Origin of the sequence: Flavobacterium hungaricum (assembly GCF_015182285.1) — a bacterium.
GTDB lineage: Bacteria > Bacteroidota > Bacteroidia > Flavobacteriales > Flavobacteriaceae > Flavobacterium > Flavobacterium hungaricum.
This window is the reverse complement of record NZ_PRDM01000004.1, coordinates 67,318-84,406: the sequence shown is the minus strand read 5'-3', so window position 1 is coordinate 84,406 and position 17,089 is coordinate 67,318. Positions and strand designations below refer to the sequence as shown.

Genomic DNA, 17,089 nt, shown 5'->3' with positions numbered 1-17,089 from the left:
TTGCTATTTATTACTTAATATTGCTTCCAATTGTAAAAGTAAGAAAAATAATATATAAAACATATATTTTGTAGTTAAAAAAGTATACATAATGTTATGTTTTGTAACAATTTTAAAAAAAATATGTACAACGAGAAATTGGGAAGATTTTTTAAATCGAGAGGGCTTAAGCAAAAAGAAGTTGGTGAAATTTTAGGGTACAGTCCCGCAATGATGGGAAGATACCTGCATGGAACGGCAAGTATTGGTCCAGATTTTTTGATCAGTCTGCACAAGCATTTTCCAGAAATTGATTTAAATGAACTTTTTGAAATTGAAAATGGACCAAGTATGGTTAACGATACAAGAGCTGTTTATGGAAAATCAAATGTATTATTTGATTTGGAAGATATAGAACAGCGAATTCATAAAATAAGAATACAGCTGGAAAGTAAAAAATTTGATGAATAAAGCGCAATACAGTATTCTCAGCTGTAGATAATGCCATTCAAAAGCTGTAAAAAAGTAAATAGAAAGACAGAATAATTTTGATTTTATTATTCTAACGTTTTGATTTGTTGTTGTTTAGTAATTTTTATTAAATTTGATAATAGAATTTCTAGCCAATAACCACATGGAAAAATTAAAACGACCAGTTTATGTCAAATCTGGAACTGATGATTTTTTTAAAAAGATGCGTTTAGAAGTGAATGAAACGGTCTTGAAGAACTCATCTTATTATGTTCTAAATGTTGTTAAGTCTTTGGGACTTCTTGTAGTTTTCTTTTTGTTTTATTCCGGCATTTTACTATTCGGAAATCAAACTTCTTTATTGTTTCTTTTTTACATTTTGTGCGGTATTACTATGATTGTGCTTTTTATCAATGCCTTTCATGATGCGGCACATGGCGCTTTGTTTAAAAAATCAAAACATAACAATTGGTTTCTGTATGTTTTAGAACTTTTTGGCAGTAATCATTGGCTTTGGATGCGGCGTCACATTGGGCTCCATCATGCTTATCCAAATGTTCCCGACTGGGATATAGACATTAAGCAAAGTGATATTATTAGGATTTTTCCAAACAGTCCGCATTTTAATTATCACCGCTACCAGCATATTTATATGTGGTTTATATATCCTTTATACAGCCTGAATTGGATCTATATTAGAGATTTTAAAGACTTTTTTGGAAAGAAAAATAACTACGTCAAAAAAATAGTCGATAAAATCCCGAGACAAGAGATTTATCGATTGTTTGCGGCAAAAATCACTAATCTGGCGTATTTGCTTTTTGTACCCATGTTGCTTTTAAAGCAGCCTTGGTATACTGTGCTTTTGGCGTGGCTGGCTATGCACATGTCCGGTAGTGTTTTGGGCGTTGTTGCTTTGGTTTCGACTCATGTCGATGAAGATGCCCATTTTCCTGAAACAGATCAAGAAGGAAATCTCTCAGATACTTGGGCTGTACATCAGATGATTGTAACAAAGGATTTTAGTACAGAAAGTAAATTGGCAAATTTTTTATACGGAGGGTTTACGCATCACGTAGCGCACCATCTATTTCCCAATGTCGGTCATACCTATTATCCGTATATCACGCCGATTATTAAGAAATACGCCGAAGAATATAATCTGCCCTATACCTCTTATCCATTTTACCATGCAGTTCGTTCTCATTTTAGAATGCTCAAAAATAAAGGTGTAAAAGAGAATATTTTGAGGATGGGAGAGATCTAGTTTATATTTTTACTCAAATAAAATTTTCATCTCAGGATTATTAGATTCTTGGGATAATTTATAACCTAATTCCCATATTTTTCTTTCCCATTCTTTCCAGTCTTCTGTATTTGGATTGTTAACGTCTATGTAGGTATCAATATTTTTTGAGACTATTCTGATTTGGTAAGCAGCACCATCAAGAGTAATATTATCGTTAGTTTTGAATAAATTAAAATGGAATGAATTTATTATTTCATCTGATGTATCAGTAGATTTTATAGTAAAAATTTCAGGTTTGTTATTATTAAAAAGAAAAAGTCCTTGTATTAGCTCTGCTGGATTTTCATGTTCCCTAAATTTGTTTTCTTTAAATTTAATTCCAAAAATACTGCCCCAGCCAACAAAAGAGCGGGCAATGTTAACAACCCAAATATAATCAACAGCTATTTCATTTTCACGCAATCCTTTTTCATTTCGAATTATCTGAATACCGCTTTTTAATTCAGCAAGCCCCAGACATTTCGCAATTGCTTTTTGTATTTCAAGAAAATGAATTTGCTTTTTAAGATAAAGATCACTGCTCGTCTCTCGTTCTGCCATATTTTATTTATATTAAATCTATATTTGTTTTGAAATAAGCTATCATTTCAAAACCGGAATTTTCACAAAACTGTCGTTATACCATTTTATTTCTAATGGCACTTTTGCATCCTTAATCGTTTCTTCGCTCACATCTTTTTCGGTTCCGTAATTTAACTGCGAAAATGGATTTTTATTTACGTTTAAAGAAATTAATAAACGACTTCCTTTTTTCAACTGCTTGCTCACAAAATGCGTATTAGAAAAAGCAATCGTCTCTATTTTGTTAGGTTCCAAAAGCTGTCTCTTCTCAATATCTTTTGCATAACTTGCTCTTCCGATGTAATACGACAAATGAAAATATTCGCCTTCAGGAGTTACTTCGTAAAGCGTTACGCCCACATCCAAATCTTTTTTATTAATGCTCAGTTTGATTGCTCCCAAGAAAGAACCGTTTACAATTAAAGGTTCTTTGAGCGGTTCGCTGATAAAAAAGAAACCATCATTGGCATTTACTTCTTTTCTAATAATAGGACTCGGATAATAATTATTATTGCTCGTTTCCCGATCTGCAAAATTGACCTCTTGGGTTAAAAAAGCTTTCACTTTTGGTTTTTGAGAAGCCGCCTTAAAAAATGAATCAGCTGGAACAGCAGTAAGATAAAAAGTCAGGAAGTCATTGTGCATTTTATCAAAAGACGGAGCACTTTTCCATTCATTAGCGCCCATAACCTCGTAATTAATTTTGTCCTTTAAAAACTCAGGTTTAGTTCCGTTTTTCAAAATATAATCAAACCATTGATACGTAATTTTTTTGATGTCTATTAACGCATTAGAATCTACAGTATAATCGTTTAAAACTGCTTCGCCTCCAACTTGAGTTCCAAAATGCCCATAAGGACCAATGACCAGATAAAAAGGCGTTTTGGGACTGTATTTTTGAAGTTCTTTCAAATAATACAAACTCGAGTTTTGAGAATCATTATAATAACCGTCAAAAGCCAAAACCGGAATATTGATCTGCGAAAAATCTTTTTTATAAGGCGCCATTTTCTGCCAGTAACTGTCGAATGAAGGATGGCTGATCCATTTTTGAAACCATCTGTTTGGTGCTCCATCAATGCTGTCCATTTTTTTGTAAGCAGCACCGGTTTCCCACCATCGAAACATCATTCCTCTAAAACGGCCCCTGTTAGTTCCCGCAACCGTATCCAGATATTTATTGTTTCCAACATAAAAAGCCCATTCGTAATTAGGATTTATAAACACATTATTTTCCATCGGAAGCCCCATTCCCGGCCGGTTGGCAACATAGGGTACAATGGTTTTGAGCGCTGGATGCATTTTTTTGCAGGCTGCCCATTGTGTAAAACCGTTATAACTGCCGCCATACATTCCGATACTGCCATTACACCACTTTTGTTTGCTTATCCAATCTATGGCATCATAAACATCATTACTTTCGTTTTCATACGGATTAATTTCGTCGGGGCTAAAGCGTTTTCCTCTCGCATAAACAATTATTCCGATATACCCTTTATCAACTGCTTCTTTTATGCTTTTAAGATCTCTGCCTTTGTCTCGTACATAAATAGTGTATTGCAATACAACCGGTTTAGATTCCGTATCATTTTTTTTACGTGCAACCATTGCAGACAAAATTGCTCCGTCTCTTGTTTTAATCGAAACGCTGTCTTGAATATCGTAATCAGTACTATTTTCTTTTGATTTAAAGACTTTTGTCTGTTGTGCGTTAAGAGCTGCCACCGTAAAAAGGAAACTTAGAAACAAGAAATATACTTTTTGAGTCATAATTAGAAAGCTTTTAAGTGGAACGAATTTAATTATTATTTCTATATTTACTTATCAAAGACTCAAATTATAACTTTATGTTACATTTTATAAAACCACTCTTTTTATTGTTTTTCTTTTTTAGCATCACTGCTGGGAATGCTCAAAATGAAGCGTACTCAGATGCTGCAGAATCACAAATTTCTGATACAACTTTTGTAAAACTGAGAGATTACAGCAACGATTTTGTGTATGATATGAAATATGCGACCGAGGATAATTTCTTAAAAGCAAAAGTCTATGATTGTGCAGAATGCATGCTGCGCTTAAAAACCGTAAAAGCTTTGATTGCAGCCAATAATGATTTCTTGAAAAAAGGATTTAGAATAAAATTGTATGATTGTTACAGACCTTTGGACATACAAAAAAGAATGTGGGCCATTGTATCTAATCCGTCTTATGTGGCAGATCCAAAAAAAGGCTCCATCCATAATAGAGGAGGAGCCGTTGATATTTCTTTGGTTGATATAACAGGAAAAGAAGTAGATATGGGAACTTCTTTTGATTTTTTCGGAATTCAGGCGAGTCATAATTTCAAGCAGCTTTCAAAAGAGATACTTTCCAAAAGAGCCTATCTAAAAAGTACCATGATCAAAAACGGCTTTAATTCTTTTGACTCAGAATGGTGGCATTATAATTTAAAAACAGGTTTAAAAGATAAAGTCGCCAACGAAAAATGGAAATGCGATTAATTATTCAACGCATCTGATATTTTCAATAAAATAGCTGTCGGGTTTGTAAACTTTGCCATTCATTTCAGACTTTATTTCGGTTTTAATAATGTAGTCTTCTATGTTAGTCAGGTATTTAACGCGCATTAAAGTTACAGGAGATTTCTTTAGTTCTTCAAAATTATCTTTTACAAAAACAAAAATTCCGGTATTAACACGATTATCAAATCCTTTGTCGTCACGAATAAGCGTACCGCAGTTTTCTTGATCTATATGGCGGAGCGAAACGATTTTTCCGTTTTGCAGCTGCAAGAAAATTTTAGAGTTTTTATCAAAACAGTTCGCTTTAATAAAATCTTTACTTTTTTGAATAGACTGTACATTCAATGTCGGAAGTCCGTCGGTTTGTGCAAGCGAAAAAAACAAATAGTTAAAAGTACCGCCAAAGTTTTTTTCACTAATCAAATATTCATTGGTTACTTTATAAGTTCCTAAAGAATCGGTAACATTTGTGCTGTATTCGCACGGTTTTTGGGCAAAAGCAGAAAAAGTTAACAAGAAAAATGTTAAGGTAATAAGTTGTTTCATTCGTTAGTTTATTTTGGTGCAAATTAAAACTATTTTGTTATCTTTTACATCTGTTGTAAAAAAACAATATAAATTTCCACCGCTTTTTATTTTCCATTTCTTTCGAATGTTTTCGACAGTATCGGGAAAATTTCGGGTTGTAATATTAGCCTGCTGATTGGCGAGTTCATTTTTCATGTCATTCTTATTGTATGAAATTACTTTTTGAATTTCGAATCGGCGTCCAGGAAAATCAATTATACTCTCAGAAGTATACAAATGCGAATGTTTGTGCAGTTTATCAATTTTAAAAAATGAACTTACTTCATCAAAACCGCCGGATTTCATAATAGCGGCATTCGGTTCATACAGATATTTTTTAGGCAGTTCATAAAGCGAAAAGGAGTTTTCTTCGCCTAAAATAAACTCAAAAGTTTCTGTTTTTTCTTTTAAAATGTTGGCCGTTTTTAAAGTTATTTCGCCAGAATAATTTTTATGAATTTCAAAAAGCAATTCTTTAACTTCATTTTCTAATGCTATGATGTGAATGTTTTTTACATTTTTCAACTCAGACAATCCAGCCGATATATCCAGTAAAGGAGCCGTTTTGATTAAAATAGCATCTGATTTTTCAAAGTAAAAATCAAGGAATTCGGGAACATTCGGCAGACAGTCTTTTAACATAAAAACTTTGCCTTTGGCATCATTTCTTCGCGACGGATCAATGTAGATCCAATCCCATTTTTGATTTGATTTTTCTAAAAAATCCTGCGAATCTCCAGCATAAAAAGTACTATTTTCCACTTGCAGCTGTTTGAAATTATGCTTTACAATGGCAGCTAAATCTTCATTAAGTTCGCAATGCGTAATAGATTCAAATTGTTTCGAAAAATAATAATCATCAACACCAAAGCCTCCCGTCAAATCAATTAAGGTTTTTCCAGAAATTAAAGACGTTTTATACGCCGCTGTTTTTTCAGACGAAGTTTGTTCGACCGAAATTTTACTCGGGTAGATCATATTCTCAGAAGCAAACCAAGTCGGCAGTTTATCTTTTGCCTTTGTACGGGCTTCTATTTGATTTAAAATTAAAATCCATTCCACATCTGGGAACGGATTTTTTTGAAGTGCTAATTTTGTTATGTCTGCACCCGTATTTTCAATTATAAATTTTTGTATATCTGGATGCAGTATTGGAGTATTCAAAGCTATATTCTTTCTGTTAATACGGAGACGATTCTGTTTTCTGGAAAAAATTCTTTTAAAATTACTTTAATCATGGTAAAGACGGGAACGGCGATAATCATACCGACAATTCCAAACGTAATACCGCTGATTAAGATAATTAAGAATATTTCCAGCGGATGCGAATTTACACTTTTTGACGAAATTATAGGCTGGCTGATGTTATTGTCAATAGCCTGCACTAATAAAAAGCCAACTATTACGTAAATTGTCGTTGGCAGAATCTCTGATTGAAAATCTTGTCCGATCATGCTGATCATCGTTAAGATTCCCGCCAGAGTAGTGCCGATAATTGGTCCTAAGTACGGTATGATGTTTAAAATGGCACATAAAAAAGCAATTACAAAAGCATTTTTATTTCCGAAAATGATTAAAACAATCAGATAGAGAATAAATACTACAATCAACTGCAATAATAAACCAATAAAATAGCGGGTCAGCAGATGGTTTATTTTGATAATAGAATTTATTATTTTGTCTTCATTAGAATCTGGAAGTATTCTTCGGGCCTGATCTTTAAAAGTTGCCTGATCTTTAATAAAAAAGAACGTGATAAAAAATACTGATACCAATCCCATACCCATATTGGCCATAAAATTGATTATCGAATTGATAAATCCTGTAAAATAACTGAAATCCAGCACTGACGTAAGTTTGGAGTCTTTTATAACTTTATTTAAATCAATATGCTGAATATTAAAGTATTCTTCAAGATGTCTTTCTGTCTCCATAAATTTAGTCTGAAGATGCGCCGTATCTAAGAGTGCTAAATTATTGGCCTGTGAGATTATTAAAGGAACAAACAACAATATAAAGCCCACAATCAGAAAGATAAATAAGATAATGGTTGTGGCGGCCGCCATTGAATTGCTGAATTTTAATTTATTTTGTAAAAACAATACCAGTGGATTGGCAATTAAACACAACAGCAGTGATATGCACAAGTAAACAATTACGGTTTGTATTTCATACAAAAAATATAAAACAACCCCAATAATTAAGATTGTTGCCAAAGCCCTTAAAATTCCGTTTGAAATTGTTTTTGATGTGATCATGTTTTTATTTTAGACCCTAAATATAGCGAAAACCTTTTTTAATTTTTAGTATAAACCAAAAAAAGCGAGATGAAATTCATCTCGCTTTGGCTGGTGGTATTGTGACCGCTTATTGTGCAAAAGAAGCTCTTGCTCCTCCGGCTGTAAAAATCGCTGCGATTCTGTTTTTCTGTCCAGTAGAGAACATATACATTCCAGCATCGTCAACATAATCCATGTAATTCATGGTCATTTCTACAGGTGTTCCAGAACAAGTACTGTAATGCGGGTAAGCAGGTATGCCGTAATTTGCAGCATTGTGCGTTGGCGTATCAGAAACAAGATCACTGCCGCATGATGCGTCTCCCCATATATGACGCAGATTCATCCAGTGTCCTACTTCGTGAGTAGCCGTTCTTCCTAAGTTAAAAGGCGCATTTGCCGATCCAGAAAGACCAAAATATTTTGGGTCAATTACAACTCCATCTGTAGAAGAAGCTCCGCCGGGAAATTGTGCATAACCTAAAATACCGCCTCCAATTACGCAAGACCACATGTTAAGTTTTGTTGTTGGAGAAGTAGGAGCAAGACCGCCTTGAGCTGTCTTTTTCATAGCATCATTAGTTCCCCAAGAAGTTTTGGTTGTTGATTTTCGGATTACCTGATCCAAAACAAAGGTGATTCCAATGTTGGCTTTAACTCCCGCGAAAAGAGCCGGCACACTGTTGTAATCAGAATTTAAGGCATTAAAATCTTTGTTTAAAACATCAATCTGAGATTGAATTTGAGCATTGGAGATATTCTCGGCAGTAGTTCTATAAAGAACATTTACGACAACCGGGATCTCAATTTTGCCATTTACCAGACGGCCCGTAAAATTGCCTAGAGAATGTTTTGCTGTAAAAGCTTCAATCTCATTCATACGAATGGCCAAAGACGGATCTGCTTTAAGCTGGGCGTTTAAAACATCCTGCGAAGCACATTCACGTCGAGAAGCAATAGCACTATCTGAATTTACAGCTTCAGATTGATCATTTTGGCACGCGAAAAGCATTAACGCAATGCATGCGGAAATAATAACTTTTTTCATAATAATTCGAGTTTTTTGTTACAAAAATGTTGTTTAGTTAAATATTTAAGCAATTCTATAACAAAATTTTTTTGTGACAAAATTTTTACAAAGAATTATTTGTGAGAAAATTACAAACCCTTACAAATGCTGATTCCTACAAAATTTGAGTTAAAATTATTAAGCAGTATTTTCTTATATTTTATTTTTTTTTGATGCATTTTGACGGTCTTATTTGCATTTCATCGATTGAAAACCAGTTTGATGCAAATTTGAAGTTTATTTTTTGCGTGTGAAGAGGTGTTTTTGTTGAAGCATCCTTCAACAAAATGGGCTAAAATGAAGTGATTTGGTACAGTGCGATACTCGCCGCCTGAACAACATTCATGCTGCTGTTTTTACCAAACATATTGATGTGAACAATTTGATTTGAAATTTCTAAAAGTTCGTCAGAAATTCCGTTGATCTCGCTTCCGATCAAAAGTGCAATTTTTTTGTTTTCTGGAATAACAACTTCATTTAAGGGTTTGCTGTTTGAAGCAATCTCTAAAGCAATAATTTCAAAATTATTGGTAGTAAGATAGGAGTGAAGTTCTGTAAAATTTTCGATTACAGTATGAGGAACATGAAGATGCGTGCTTCTTGAAGTTTTATTGATTTTGCGCGGTGTAAGCGGAATGTCTTTCCCAAAAAAGATAATATTCTCCACTCCAAAAGCTTCAGAAATTCTAAATAAAGAACCAATATTCTGCTGAAAGTAAATATGATCACAAACTAAAGTAATCGGAAAAGTTCTTCTCTCAAATTGATTTTCTTCGTGAGTAAGCTGCACTGTTTGGATTTTAATTGGTAAAGATATAATTAATGATGTTTGCGCCCATTTTTAAGGCTTTGTCTCTTGCATTTGCAGGGTCGTTATGCACTTCAGCATCTTCCCATCCATCGCCCAAATCACATTCGTAGGTGTAGAGCAGCACCAATTTATTGTCTACAAAAATTCCAAACGCCTGCGGACGTGTTCCGTCATGTTCGTGTATTTTGGGTAATCCGTTCGGAAAAGGGAAAGGTTTTTGAAAAATAGGATGATTGGCAGGAATTTCAACTAAACTATTATTAGGGAATATTTTCTTGATTTCTTTGCGGATATATTGATCCATTCCGTAATTATCATCAATATGCAGAAAACCGCCGGCTGTTAGATAATTTCTTAAATTGGTAACATCTGCATCACTGAAAACCACATTTCCATGTCCTGTCATATGCACAAAAGGATACGAAAGCAAATCTGGATTACTCGGCTCAACAGTAGATGGTTTTGCTTTTATTCTGGTGTTAATGTTGCTGTTGCAAAAGTTAATCAGATTTGGCAATGAAGTAGGATTGGCATACCAGTCACCGCCGCCGCTGTATTTAAGCAAAGCAATTTCTTGTGCAAATGAAGAAACAGAAATCAATAAAAACAAAAGTACTATTTTTTTCATGTAATTAATTATTTGGTATTTTCTCTAACTTTTTTTCTGGTCATACTTTGTTTTTTCAGGATCACACGATTGTGTTTAATCTACTGTCAAGCATAGATTTCTCCTTCGTCGAAATGACAATTTTGAGTTAATTTGATCTCTTGAAATGATCAAATCAGATAATTTATTCATTAAAAAAAACAACACTATGACAAGCCACAACAGCAGCTGTTTCGGTTCTTAAACGCGTATTCCCTAAAGTTACAGGTTTATAGCTGTTTTCTAATGCCAATGCAATTTCTTTCTCAGAAAAATCTCCTTCGGGACCAATTAAAATAGTCACATTTTCATTTGGTTTTAAGACTTGTTTCAACGACTTTTTATCCGTTTCTTCACAATGTGCAATCAGATTTAAACCTTGATTTTGCTGCTTGATAAATTCTTTAAAAGAAACAGCATCATTTAATTTAGGCAGAAACGTTTCGTTACATTGTTTCATTGCCGAAAGGATAATTTTTTCGAAACGGTCTTTGTTGATTACTTTTCGTTCAGAGCGATCGCAGAAAATAGGTGTTATTTCCTGAATTCCGATTTCTGTAGCTTTTTCCAGAAACCATTCAAAACGATCGTTCATTTTAGTGGGAGCCACGGCTAAATGCAAATGAAATTTTGGTTTTTCAGCATTTTTTATAGAAAGTACTTCAACCGTACATTTGTTATCTGACGCTAAGGTTATCTGAGTTTCAAACAGTAAACCAAAACCATTGGTGACTTGAAGAATATCACCATCTTTTTTTCGTAAAACTTTAATAATGTGACGGCTTTCTTCTTTGTCAAAAGAAAAACTCTGGGTATTGGCGTCTATGTTTGGATTGAAAAATAACTGCATGATTTAAAATTGAATTCTTGCTTTAGAAACCACAGCAGAAGTCTCAAAACGATTGGATAAATATTTTTGATAGCCCACAATTCCGATCATAGCAGCATTATCTGTAGTGTATTCAAATTTCGGAATAAAAGTTTTCCAGCCATATTGGTTTTCAGTCAAACGCTTTCTAATTCCCGAATTGGCAGAAACACCGCCGCCAATAGCAATTTGCGTGATGCCGGTTTCTTTTACAGCAAGTTTCAGCTTGTCTATTAAAATTTCGATAATGGTATGCTGAATAGAAGCGCAGATATCATTGAGGTTTTCTTCAATAAAATTAGGGTTCGCTTGTTTGTTTTTTTGAATAAAATAAAGGATAGCCGTCTTTAAACCAGAAAAACTAAAATCTAAACCAGGAACTTTTGGTTTGGTAAAAGCAAAAGCTTTCGGATTTCCTTCTTTGGCATATTTATCAATCAGCGGTCCGCCGGGATAAGGCAGTCCTAAGATTTTAGCACTTTTATCAAAAGCTTCTCCAACAGCGTCGTCGGTAGTTTCGCCTATAATTTCCATGTCAAAAAAGCTGTTTACTTTTACGATCTGTGTATGCCCGCCGCTAATGGTTAGGGCTAAAAACGGAAATTCAGGTTTATCATAGCCTTCTTCGTCGATAAAATGAGCCAGAATGTGGGCATGCATGTGATTAACAGCGATCAAAGGCACATTTAAAGCCAGTGATAACGATTTACTGAAAGAAGTTCCAACCAATAAAGATCCCATAAGTCCCGGACCTTGTGTAAAAGCAATGGCACTTAGCTGTTCTTTTTGTACATTTGCTTTGCGAAGTGCAGCATCTATCACGGGTACAATATTCTGCTGATGGGCTCTGGAAGCTAGTTCTGGAACCACACCGCCGTATTGATTGTGAATTAACTGATTGGCCACAACATTTGACAATACTTTGTCGTTATGTAAAACCGCGGCAGCAGTATCATCGCAGGAACTTTCGATGGCAAGAATAAAAACCTCTGAATTTTGCATATAAAGGCACAAATTTTGAATTATATTTGACAAGTCAAATCTTTAGAAATATCTTTGATAGAAGCAGTGCCCAAAATTAAAGAATTTTTATCAAAAACAGTCCTTCTTTGTCTGTTCAAAATAAATTAAAAGAAAACTAAAATTAAAACAGCTATCAAAAAAGTAAAGAAAATAATATCACGAACCCTACTCGGGCTGCTTTTACTTTTGCTGGTACTTGCTATCATCTTGTCTCTTCCTGTGGTTCAGACTCAGATTGCCAATTATGTTACCAATTCCTTAAATGAAGATTTTAATGTTGATATCAGCGTTGAGAAAACGGCAATTAATATTTTTGGCGGTGTCAAACTAAAAAACGTACTGATTCGCGATCATCACAAAAAAACGTTGATCTATTCGGATATTATTACAACCGATATTGCCAGCTTTAGCAGACTCCTCGATGGTGATTTGATTTTTGGCGACCTTCGCCTTACGGGCTTAATTTTTAATCTCAAAACTTACAAAGGCGAGGACGAAAACAATATGAATAAGTTTGTCCAAGCTTTTGAATCCGATCAAAAAGGAAAAAAATCAGACAAACACTTTTTATTGACGGCAAAAAACGGTTACATAGAGAAAGGAAGATTTACTGTAATTGATGAAAATAAAACGACTCCCAAATTCTTAGATTTCACAAAATTAAATGCTTATATCAGTGATTTTAAACTTTATGGGCCAGATGTGAATACCAATATTCACCGATTTTCTTTTCAGGATCACCGCGGTTTGTATGTTTCTAATTTTGCAGGGAAATTTAGTTATACTAAAAAACAGATTAAAGTAGAGAATCTTGCCATTAAAACGAAACGATCGTCTATTTACGGTCTGGCAGAATTAAATTATAAGCCAGGGGATTTTCTTCATTTTACAGATAAAGTCCGCTTTAATGTAGTAATGGATTCTGCTTCTATCGGATCAAATGATATTCGATATTTTTACGATGGTTTAGGAAAAAACCAGCATTTTAAAATTAAAACCAAACTTACAGGACCGCTAAACGATTTAACGCTTAATAAACTAAGACTAAGCGATACTAATGGTTCTAAAATTAACGGAACAATTAATTTTAAAAACCTTCTGGGCACCAAAGAACAAAAGTTCTTTATGGACGGTAAATTTGACAAACTGATTTCGAGTTATGATAATTTGGTGGTCCTGCTTCCTGGAATTCTAGGCAGAAAACTGCCGAAAGAAATGAAACGAATTGGGAAGTTTAATATCGTCGGAAAAGCAAAAGTTTCGGTAACGGCCTTAGAAACGACTTTTAAAATGGGAACCGATTTAGGAAACGGTCAAGTAGAACTTCATATGAATAATATGGATTTTATTGATAAAGCTTCTTATTCGGGAAATATTATTTTGGATAACTTTAATATCGGTGCCGTTCTGGCTCGAAAAGATCTTGGTAAAACAACTTTAAACCTAGATGTTGACGGAGTTGGCTTTACAGAAAAGTATTTGAATACGATTATTAAAGGGGATATTGCAAAATTAGATTACAACAAATACACCTATAATAATATAATAGTAAACGGAAACTTTAAACTGCCGTATTATAAAGGACAAATTGCAATAAACGATCCCAATCTAAATCTTACTTTTGACGGTTTGGTTGATTTGAGCAAACGAGAAAATCGTTATGATTTTCATATTAATATAGAAAACTCAGATCTTAGAAAACTAAAATTTGTTTCAGATTCGATATCTCATTTTACAGGAGATGCCGTAGTACAGGTTACAGGAAATTCTATAGAAAACCTGCAGGGAGCTGTGTACATTAAAGATGCTGTTTATCAAAATCCAAAATCGACTTATGTTTTTGACGAAGTAAGCATTAATTCTAATTTTGACGAAAACAAACTAAGAACGATAACCATAAATTCTTCTGATGTGGTTAACGGAAAAATCGTAGGTAAATTTCAGTTTGCGCAACTAGATAAATTGGTAATGAATTCTGTCGGAAGTCTTTATACCAACTATAAACCTTATAAGGTTAAAAAAGGACAGTTTCTCCGTTTTAATTTTCATGTTTACGATAAAGTGGTCGAAATGCTTTATCCGGAAATCAATATTGATTCTTCCACTGTTGTACGAGGAAAAATCGATTCAGATCTGCAAGAATTCAAATTCCGTTTCAGATCTCAGAAAATTACCGCTGCCAAAAATACTTTTGACAATATCCGTATCAATATCGATAATAAAAATGCGCTTTATAATGCTTATATCGAATTGGACAGTATCAAAACGCCTTACTATAAGATACGCGATTTCAACTTGATTAATGTTACGGCAAAAGATACTTTGTTTGTACGTTCTGAATTTAAGGGCGGTAATCAAGGTGAAGATTATTTTAATCTTGATTTGTATCATACTATAGATAAAAATAAAAACAACATTGTCGGAATTAAAAAGTCTGAAATGAAGTTTAAGGACTATTTATGGTATTTAAACGAAGATGCAGAAAAAGACAATCAAATTATTTTTGACCAGTATTTTAAAAATTTTACGATTGATAATATTGTCTTGTCGCACGAAAATCAGAAAATTGATTTAAATGGTGTCATAAAAGGCAGTGATTACAAAGATCTCGTCTTAAATTTTGAAGATGTTGATATTAATAAAATTACACCGCTCAATTCTAAATTTGTATTTAATGGTAATTTGAACGGAAGTGTCAATTACAAACAGAATAAGAGTGTATACCAGCCCACAGCTTCTATAAAAATTGACCATCTTAATTTGAATAAAATCGAATTGGGAACGCTGAACTTTGATATTTCCGGAGACGAAAGCTTTAAAAAATTCACTGTAAATTCTTCTATCCAAAACGGATTTACAGAATCCTTTAGAGCAAACGGAACTTTTGCGGTAGAAAATAAAGAAACAATGCTGGATATGAATCTGAAACTTGAAGGTTTTAATCTGGCTACTTTAGGAACAGTTGGCGGCGATGTTTTGTCTAATATCCGCGGTTCGGTTTCTGGAAACGCAGCAGTAGTTGGTAATCTGAAAAAGCCAGAGATCAACGGAAGATTGTATGTAGAAAAAGCGGGTATGACTATTCCGTATCTTAATATCGATTACGAATTGAGCGACAGAACGGTTATCGATTTAACTAACGAAAAGTTTTTGTTTAGAAATAATCAGCTTACCGATACTAAATACGGTACAAAAGGTTTGTTGAACGGAAGTATTGAGCATCATAATTTTGGTGATTGGAAACTTGATTTAAATATTACTTCGAAAAGATTATTGGCACTTGATACCAAAGACAGTGAAGATGCGGCGTATTTTGGTACTGCATTTATAAACGGTTCTGCGAGCATAAGAGGGCCTGTTGAAAGTCTTTTTATTAAGGTTGATGCAAAATCTGAAAAAGGTACAGAAGTCAAAATTCCAATTAACAATACACAAAGTGTTGGAGAAAGCAGCTGGATTCATTTTGTTACACCAAAAGAAAAATACAATCTAGCCAACGGAATTGTAGAGAAAACACGAAACTATAATGGCCTTGAGCTGGAATTTGATTTTGATATTACGCCGGATGCCGAGGTAGAGGTTATTCTCGATCGAAATTCTGGTCATGGTATGAAAGGAAAAGGATACGGATCGCTTTTATTTAAGATTAATACGCTTGGTAAATTTAATATGTGGGGAGATTTCCAGGCATACGAAGGAACGTATAATTTTAAATACGGCGGACTTATTGATAAAAAATTCTCGGTTAAAAAAGGAGGCTCTATTATTTGGGAAGGAAACCCCATGCGTGCCCAGTTGAATCTGGAAGCAGTTTATAAAACAAATGCCAATCCTGCTGTGCTTTTAGATAATACTTCTTCATTCAATAAAAAAGTTCCTGTAGAAGTGGTAATTGGATTAAGAGGGGATTTAGCAAGTCCAGAACCTAATTTTGATATTCAGTTCCCTTCTGTTAGTAATGTGCTAAAATCAGAAATTCAATATAAGCTTGATGATAAAGACATTCGTCAGACACAAGCGTTGTATTTATTGTCCACAGGTTCGTTTATGAGTACAGACGGATTCAGTCAGGGAGATTTCTCTGGTACCTTATCAGAAACGGTTTCCAGTTTATTTGGCGGTATCGTAAAATCAGATAATGATAAAGTAAATGTTGATTTTACCTATAGTGCAGCCGACCGTAGAATGGGGCAGGAAGCCGACGGACGTTTTCAGGCTAATATTTCTTCTCAGGTCAATGAACGTATCACTATTAATGGTAAACTGGGTGTACCGGTGGGTGGTGTAAATGAATCTGCCATTGTGGGAGATATTGAGGTCTTGTACCGTGTCAATGAAGATGGAACAATGAACCTGCGATTGTTTAATAAAGAAAATGATATCAGTTATATAGGGCAGGGAATTGGTTATACACAAGGAGTTGGTATTTCGTATGAGGTTGATTTTGACACTTTCAGCGAATTAGTTAATAAACTTTTTAAAAATCATAAAATAGAAAAAGCAGGAAAAAGCTCTAATGATGATCTGCCGGATTCGTATCTAAATCCTGATTTTGTGAATTTCTCTAGTAAGAAAGATTCTGAGAAAAATAAAAAGAAAGCCAAAGAAGAGGAAGAGAAAAAGAAAAAAGAAGAAGAAAAGAAGAAAAAGCAAGAACCATCCAATAATCAAGGGCTTATTCCAGACAATGATTATTAACACTTTGTTAAAAATAGCTATTTATAAAACCATTATTCTCATAATGGTTTTTTTTGTGCTAAATTTAGGGCCGTTTTCAGATTTTTCCAAGTGAGCGGGAAATTCTATTTTTATAACACTTCAATAGGGTATTGTTAATTTTGACGATTTAATCAAAAAAATAGCGTTTTATTATTTTTAATGAAATTTTTTCATAGAAAAAACTTATTAACGAAAACGTTTGAATTTAACATATTTTATTAATTTATGATAATTGTAACCTGAGAAGTGCTGAATGTTTGCTAAT

Annotated in this window: 14 protein-coding genes; 4 read left to right on the top strand and 10 right to left on the bottom strand. The window is 33.8% G+C overall.

Annotated elements, in window-relative coordinates:
• The first annotated feature begins 123 nt into the window (after positions 1-123).
• Positions 124-450 carry a helix-turn-helix domain-containing protein gene (locus tag C4F50_RS16615; RefSeq protein WP_194139777.1) on the top strand — a complete coding sequence of 109 codons (327 nt, stop codon included), beginning with the start codon at positions 124-126 and terminating at the stop codon, positions 448-450.
• Between the two features lie 163 nt (positions 451-613).
• On the top strand, positions 614-1,717 hold the full coding sequence (locus tag C4F50_RS16610; protein ID WP_194139776.1) for a fatty acid desaturase family protein: 1,104 nt from the start codon (positions 614-616) through the stop codon (positions 1,715-1,717).
• A 9-nt stretch (positions 1,718-1,726) separates the two neighbouring features.
• Here C4F50_RS16610 and C4F50_RS16605 read toward each other — a convergent pair whose 3' ends face one another.
• Both C4F50_RS16605 and C4F50_RS16600 read right to left on the bottom strand, forming a co-directional pair.
• On the bottom strand, positions 1,727-2,299 hold the full coding sequence (locus tag C4F50_RS16605; RefSeq protein WP_194139775.1) for a hypothetical protein: 573 nt from the start codon (positions 2,297-2,299) through the stop codon (positions 1,727-1,729).
• A 42-nt stretch (positions 2,300-2,341) separates the two neighbouring features.
• Entirely contained in the window at positions 2,342-4,090 is a 1,749-nt protein-coding gene (locus C4F50_RS16600) for a CocE/NonD family hydrolase (RefSeq protein ID WP_194139774.1), read from the bottom strand.
• A gap of 77 nt (positions 4,091-4,167) precedes the next feature.
• On the opposite strand from C4F50_RS16600, the gene C4F50_RS16595 reads away from it, so the two are divergent.
• Positions 4,168-4,821: a M15 family metallopeptidase gene (locus C4F50_RS16595; RefSeq protein ID WP_194139773.1), complete on the top strand. Its 654-nt coding sequence runs from the start codon at positions 4,168-4,170 to the stop codon at positions 4,819-4,821.
• Here C4F50_RS16595 and C4F50_RS16590 read toward each other — a convergent pair whose 3' ends face one another.
• The 8 genes from C4F50_RS16590 to tsaD form a co-directional block, all read right to left on the bottom strand.
• Complete coding sequence (locus C4F50_RS16590) at positions 4,822-5,388, bottom strand: hypothetical protein (protein ID WP_194139772.1); 567 nt, start codon at positions 5,386-5,388, stop codon at positions 4,822-4,824.
• A gap of 3 nt (positions 5,389-5,391) precedes the next feature.
• Positions 5,392-6,573 (bottom strand): THUMP-like domain-containing protein, encoded by a 1,182-nt coding sequence (locus C4F50_RS16585; RefSeq protein ID WP_194139771.1) that lies wholly within the window; start codon positions 6,571-6,573, stop codon positions 5,392-5,394.
• 2 nt (positions 6,574-6,575) lie between these two features.
• Positions 6,576-7,667 (bottom strand): AI-2E family transporter, encoded by a 1,092-nt coding sequence (locus C4F50_RS16580; RefSeq protein ID WP_194139770.1) that lies wholly within the window; start codon positions 7,665-7,667, stop codon positions 6,576-6,578.
• Between the two features lie 109 nt (positions 7,668-7,776).
• Positions 7,777-8,736, bottom strand: coding sequence for a zinc metalloprotease (locus C4F50_RS16575; protein WP_194139769.1), 960 nt, complete (start codon positions 8,734-8,736; stop codon positions 7,777-7,779).
• Positions 8,737-9,049: 313 nt separating this feature from the next.
• Positions 9,050-9,547 (bottom strand): TrmH family RNA methyltransferase, encoded by a 498-nt coding sequence (locus C4F50_RS16570; RefSeq protein ID WP_194139768.1) that lies wholly within the window; start codon positions 9,545-9,547, stop codon positions 9,050-9,052.
• 10 nt (positions 9,548-9,557) lie between these two features.
• Entirely contained in the window at positions 9,558-10,196 is a 639-nt protein-coding gene (locus C4F50_RS16565) for a DUF4159 domain-containing protein (protein WP_194139767.1), read from the bottom strand.
• A gap of 163 nt (positions 10,197-10,359) precedes the next feature.
• On the bottom strand, positions 10,360-11,064 hold the full coding sequence (locus C4F50_RS16560) for a 16S rRNA (uracil(1498)-N(3))-methyltransferase (RefSeq protein WP_194139766.1): 705 nt from the start codon (positions 11,062-11,064) through the stop codon (positions 10,360-10,362).
• Positions 11,065-11,067: 3 nt separating this feature from the next.
• The gene (tsaD, locus tag C4F50_RS16555; protein ID WP_194139765.1) at positions 11,068-12,084 is read right to left on the bottom strand and encodes a tRNA (adenosine(37)-N6)-threonylcarbamoyltransferase complex transferase subunit TsaD; all 1,017 of its coding nucleotides are present in this window, start codon (positions 12,082-12,084) and stop codon (positions 11,068-11,070) included.
• Positions 12,085-12,291: 207 nt separating this feature from the next.
• Here tsaD and C4F50_RS16550 point away from each other — a divergent pair, with 207 nt between their 5' ends.
• The gene (locus C4F50_RS16550; protein ID WP_228012064.1) at positions 12,292-16,803 is read left to right on the top strand and encodes a translocation/assembly module TamB domain-containing protein; all 4,512 of its coding nucleotides are present in this window, start codon (positions 12,292-12,294) and stop codon (positions 16,801-16,803) included.
• The last annotated feature ends 286 nt before the right edge of the window (positions 16,804-17,089 follow it).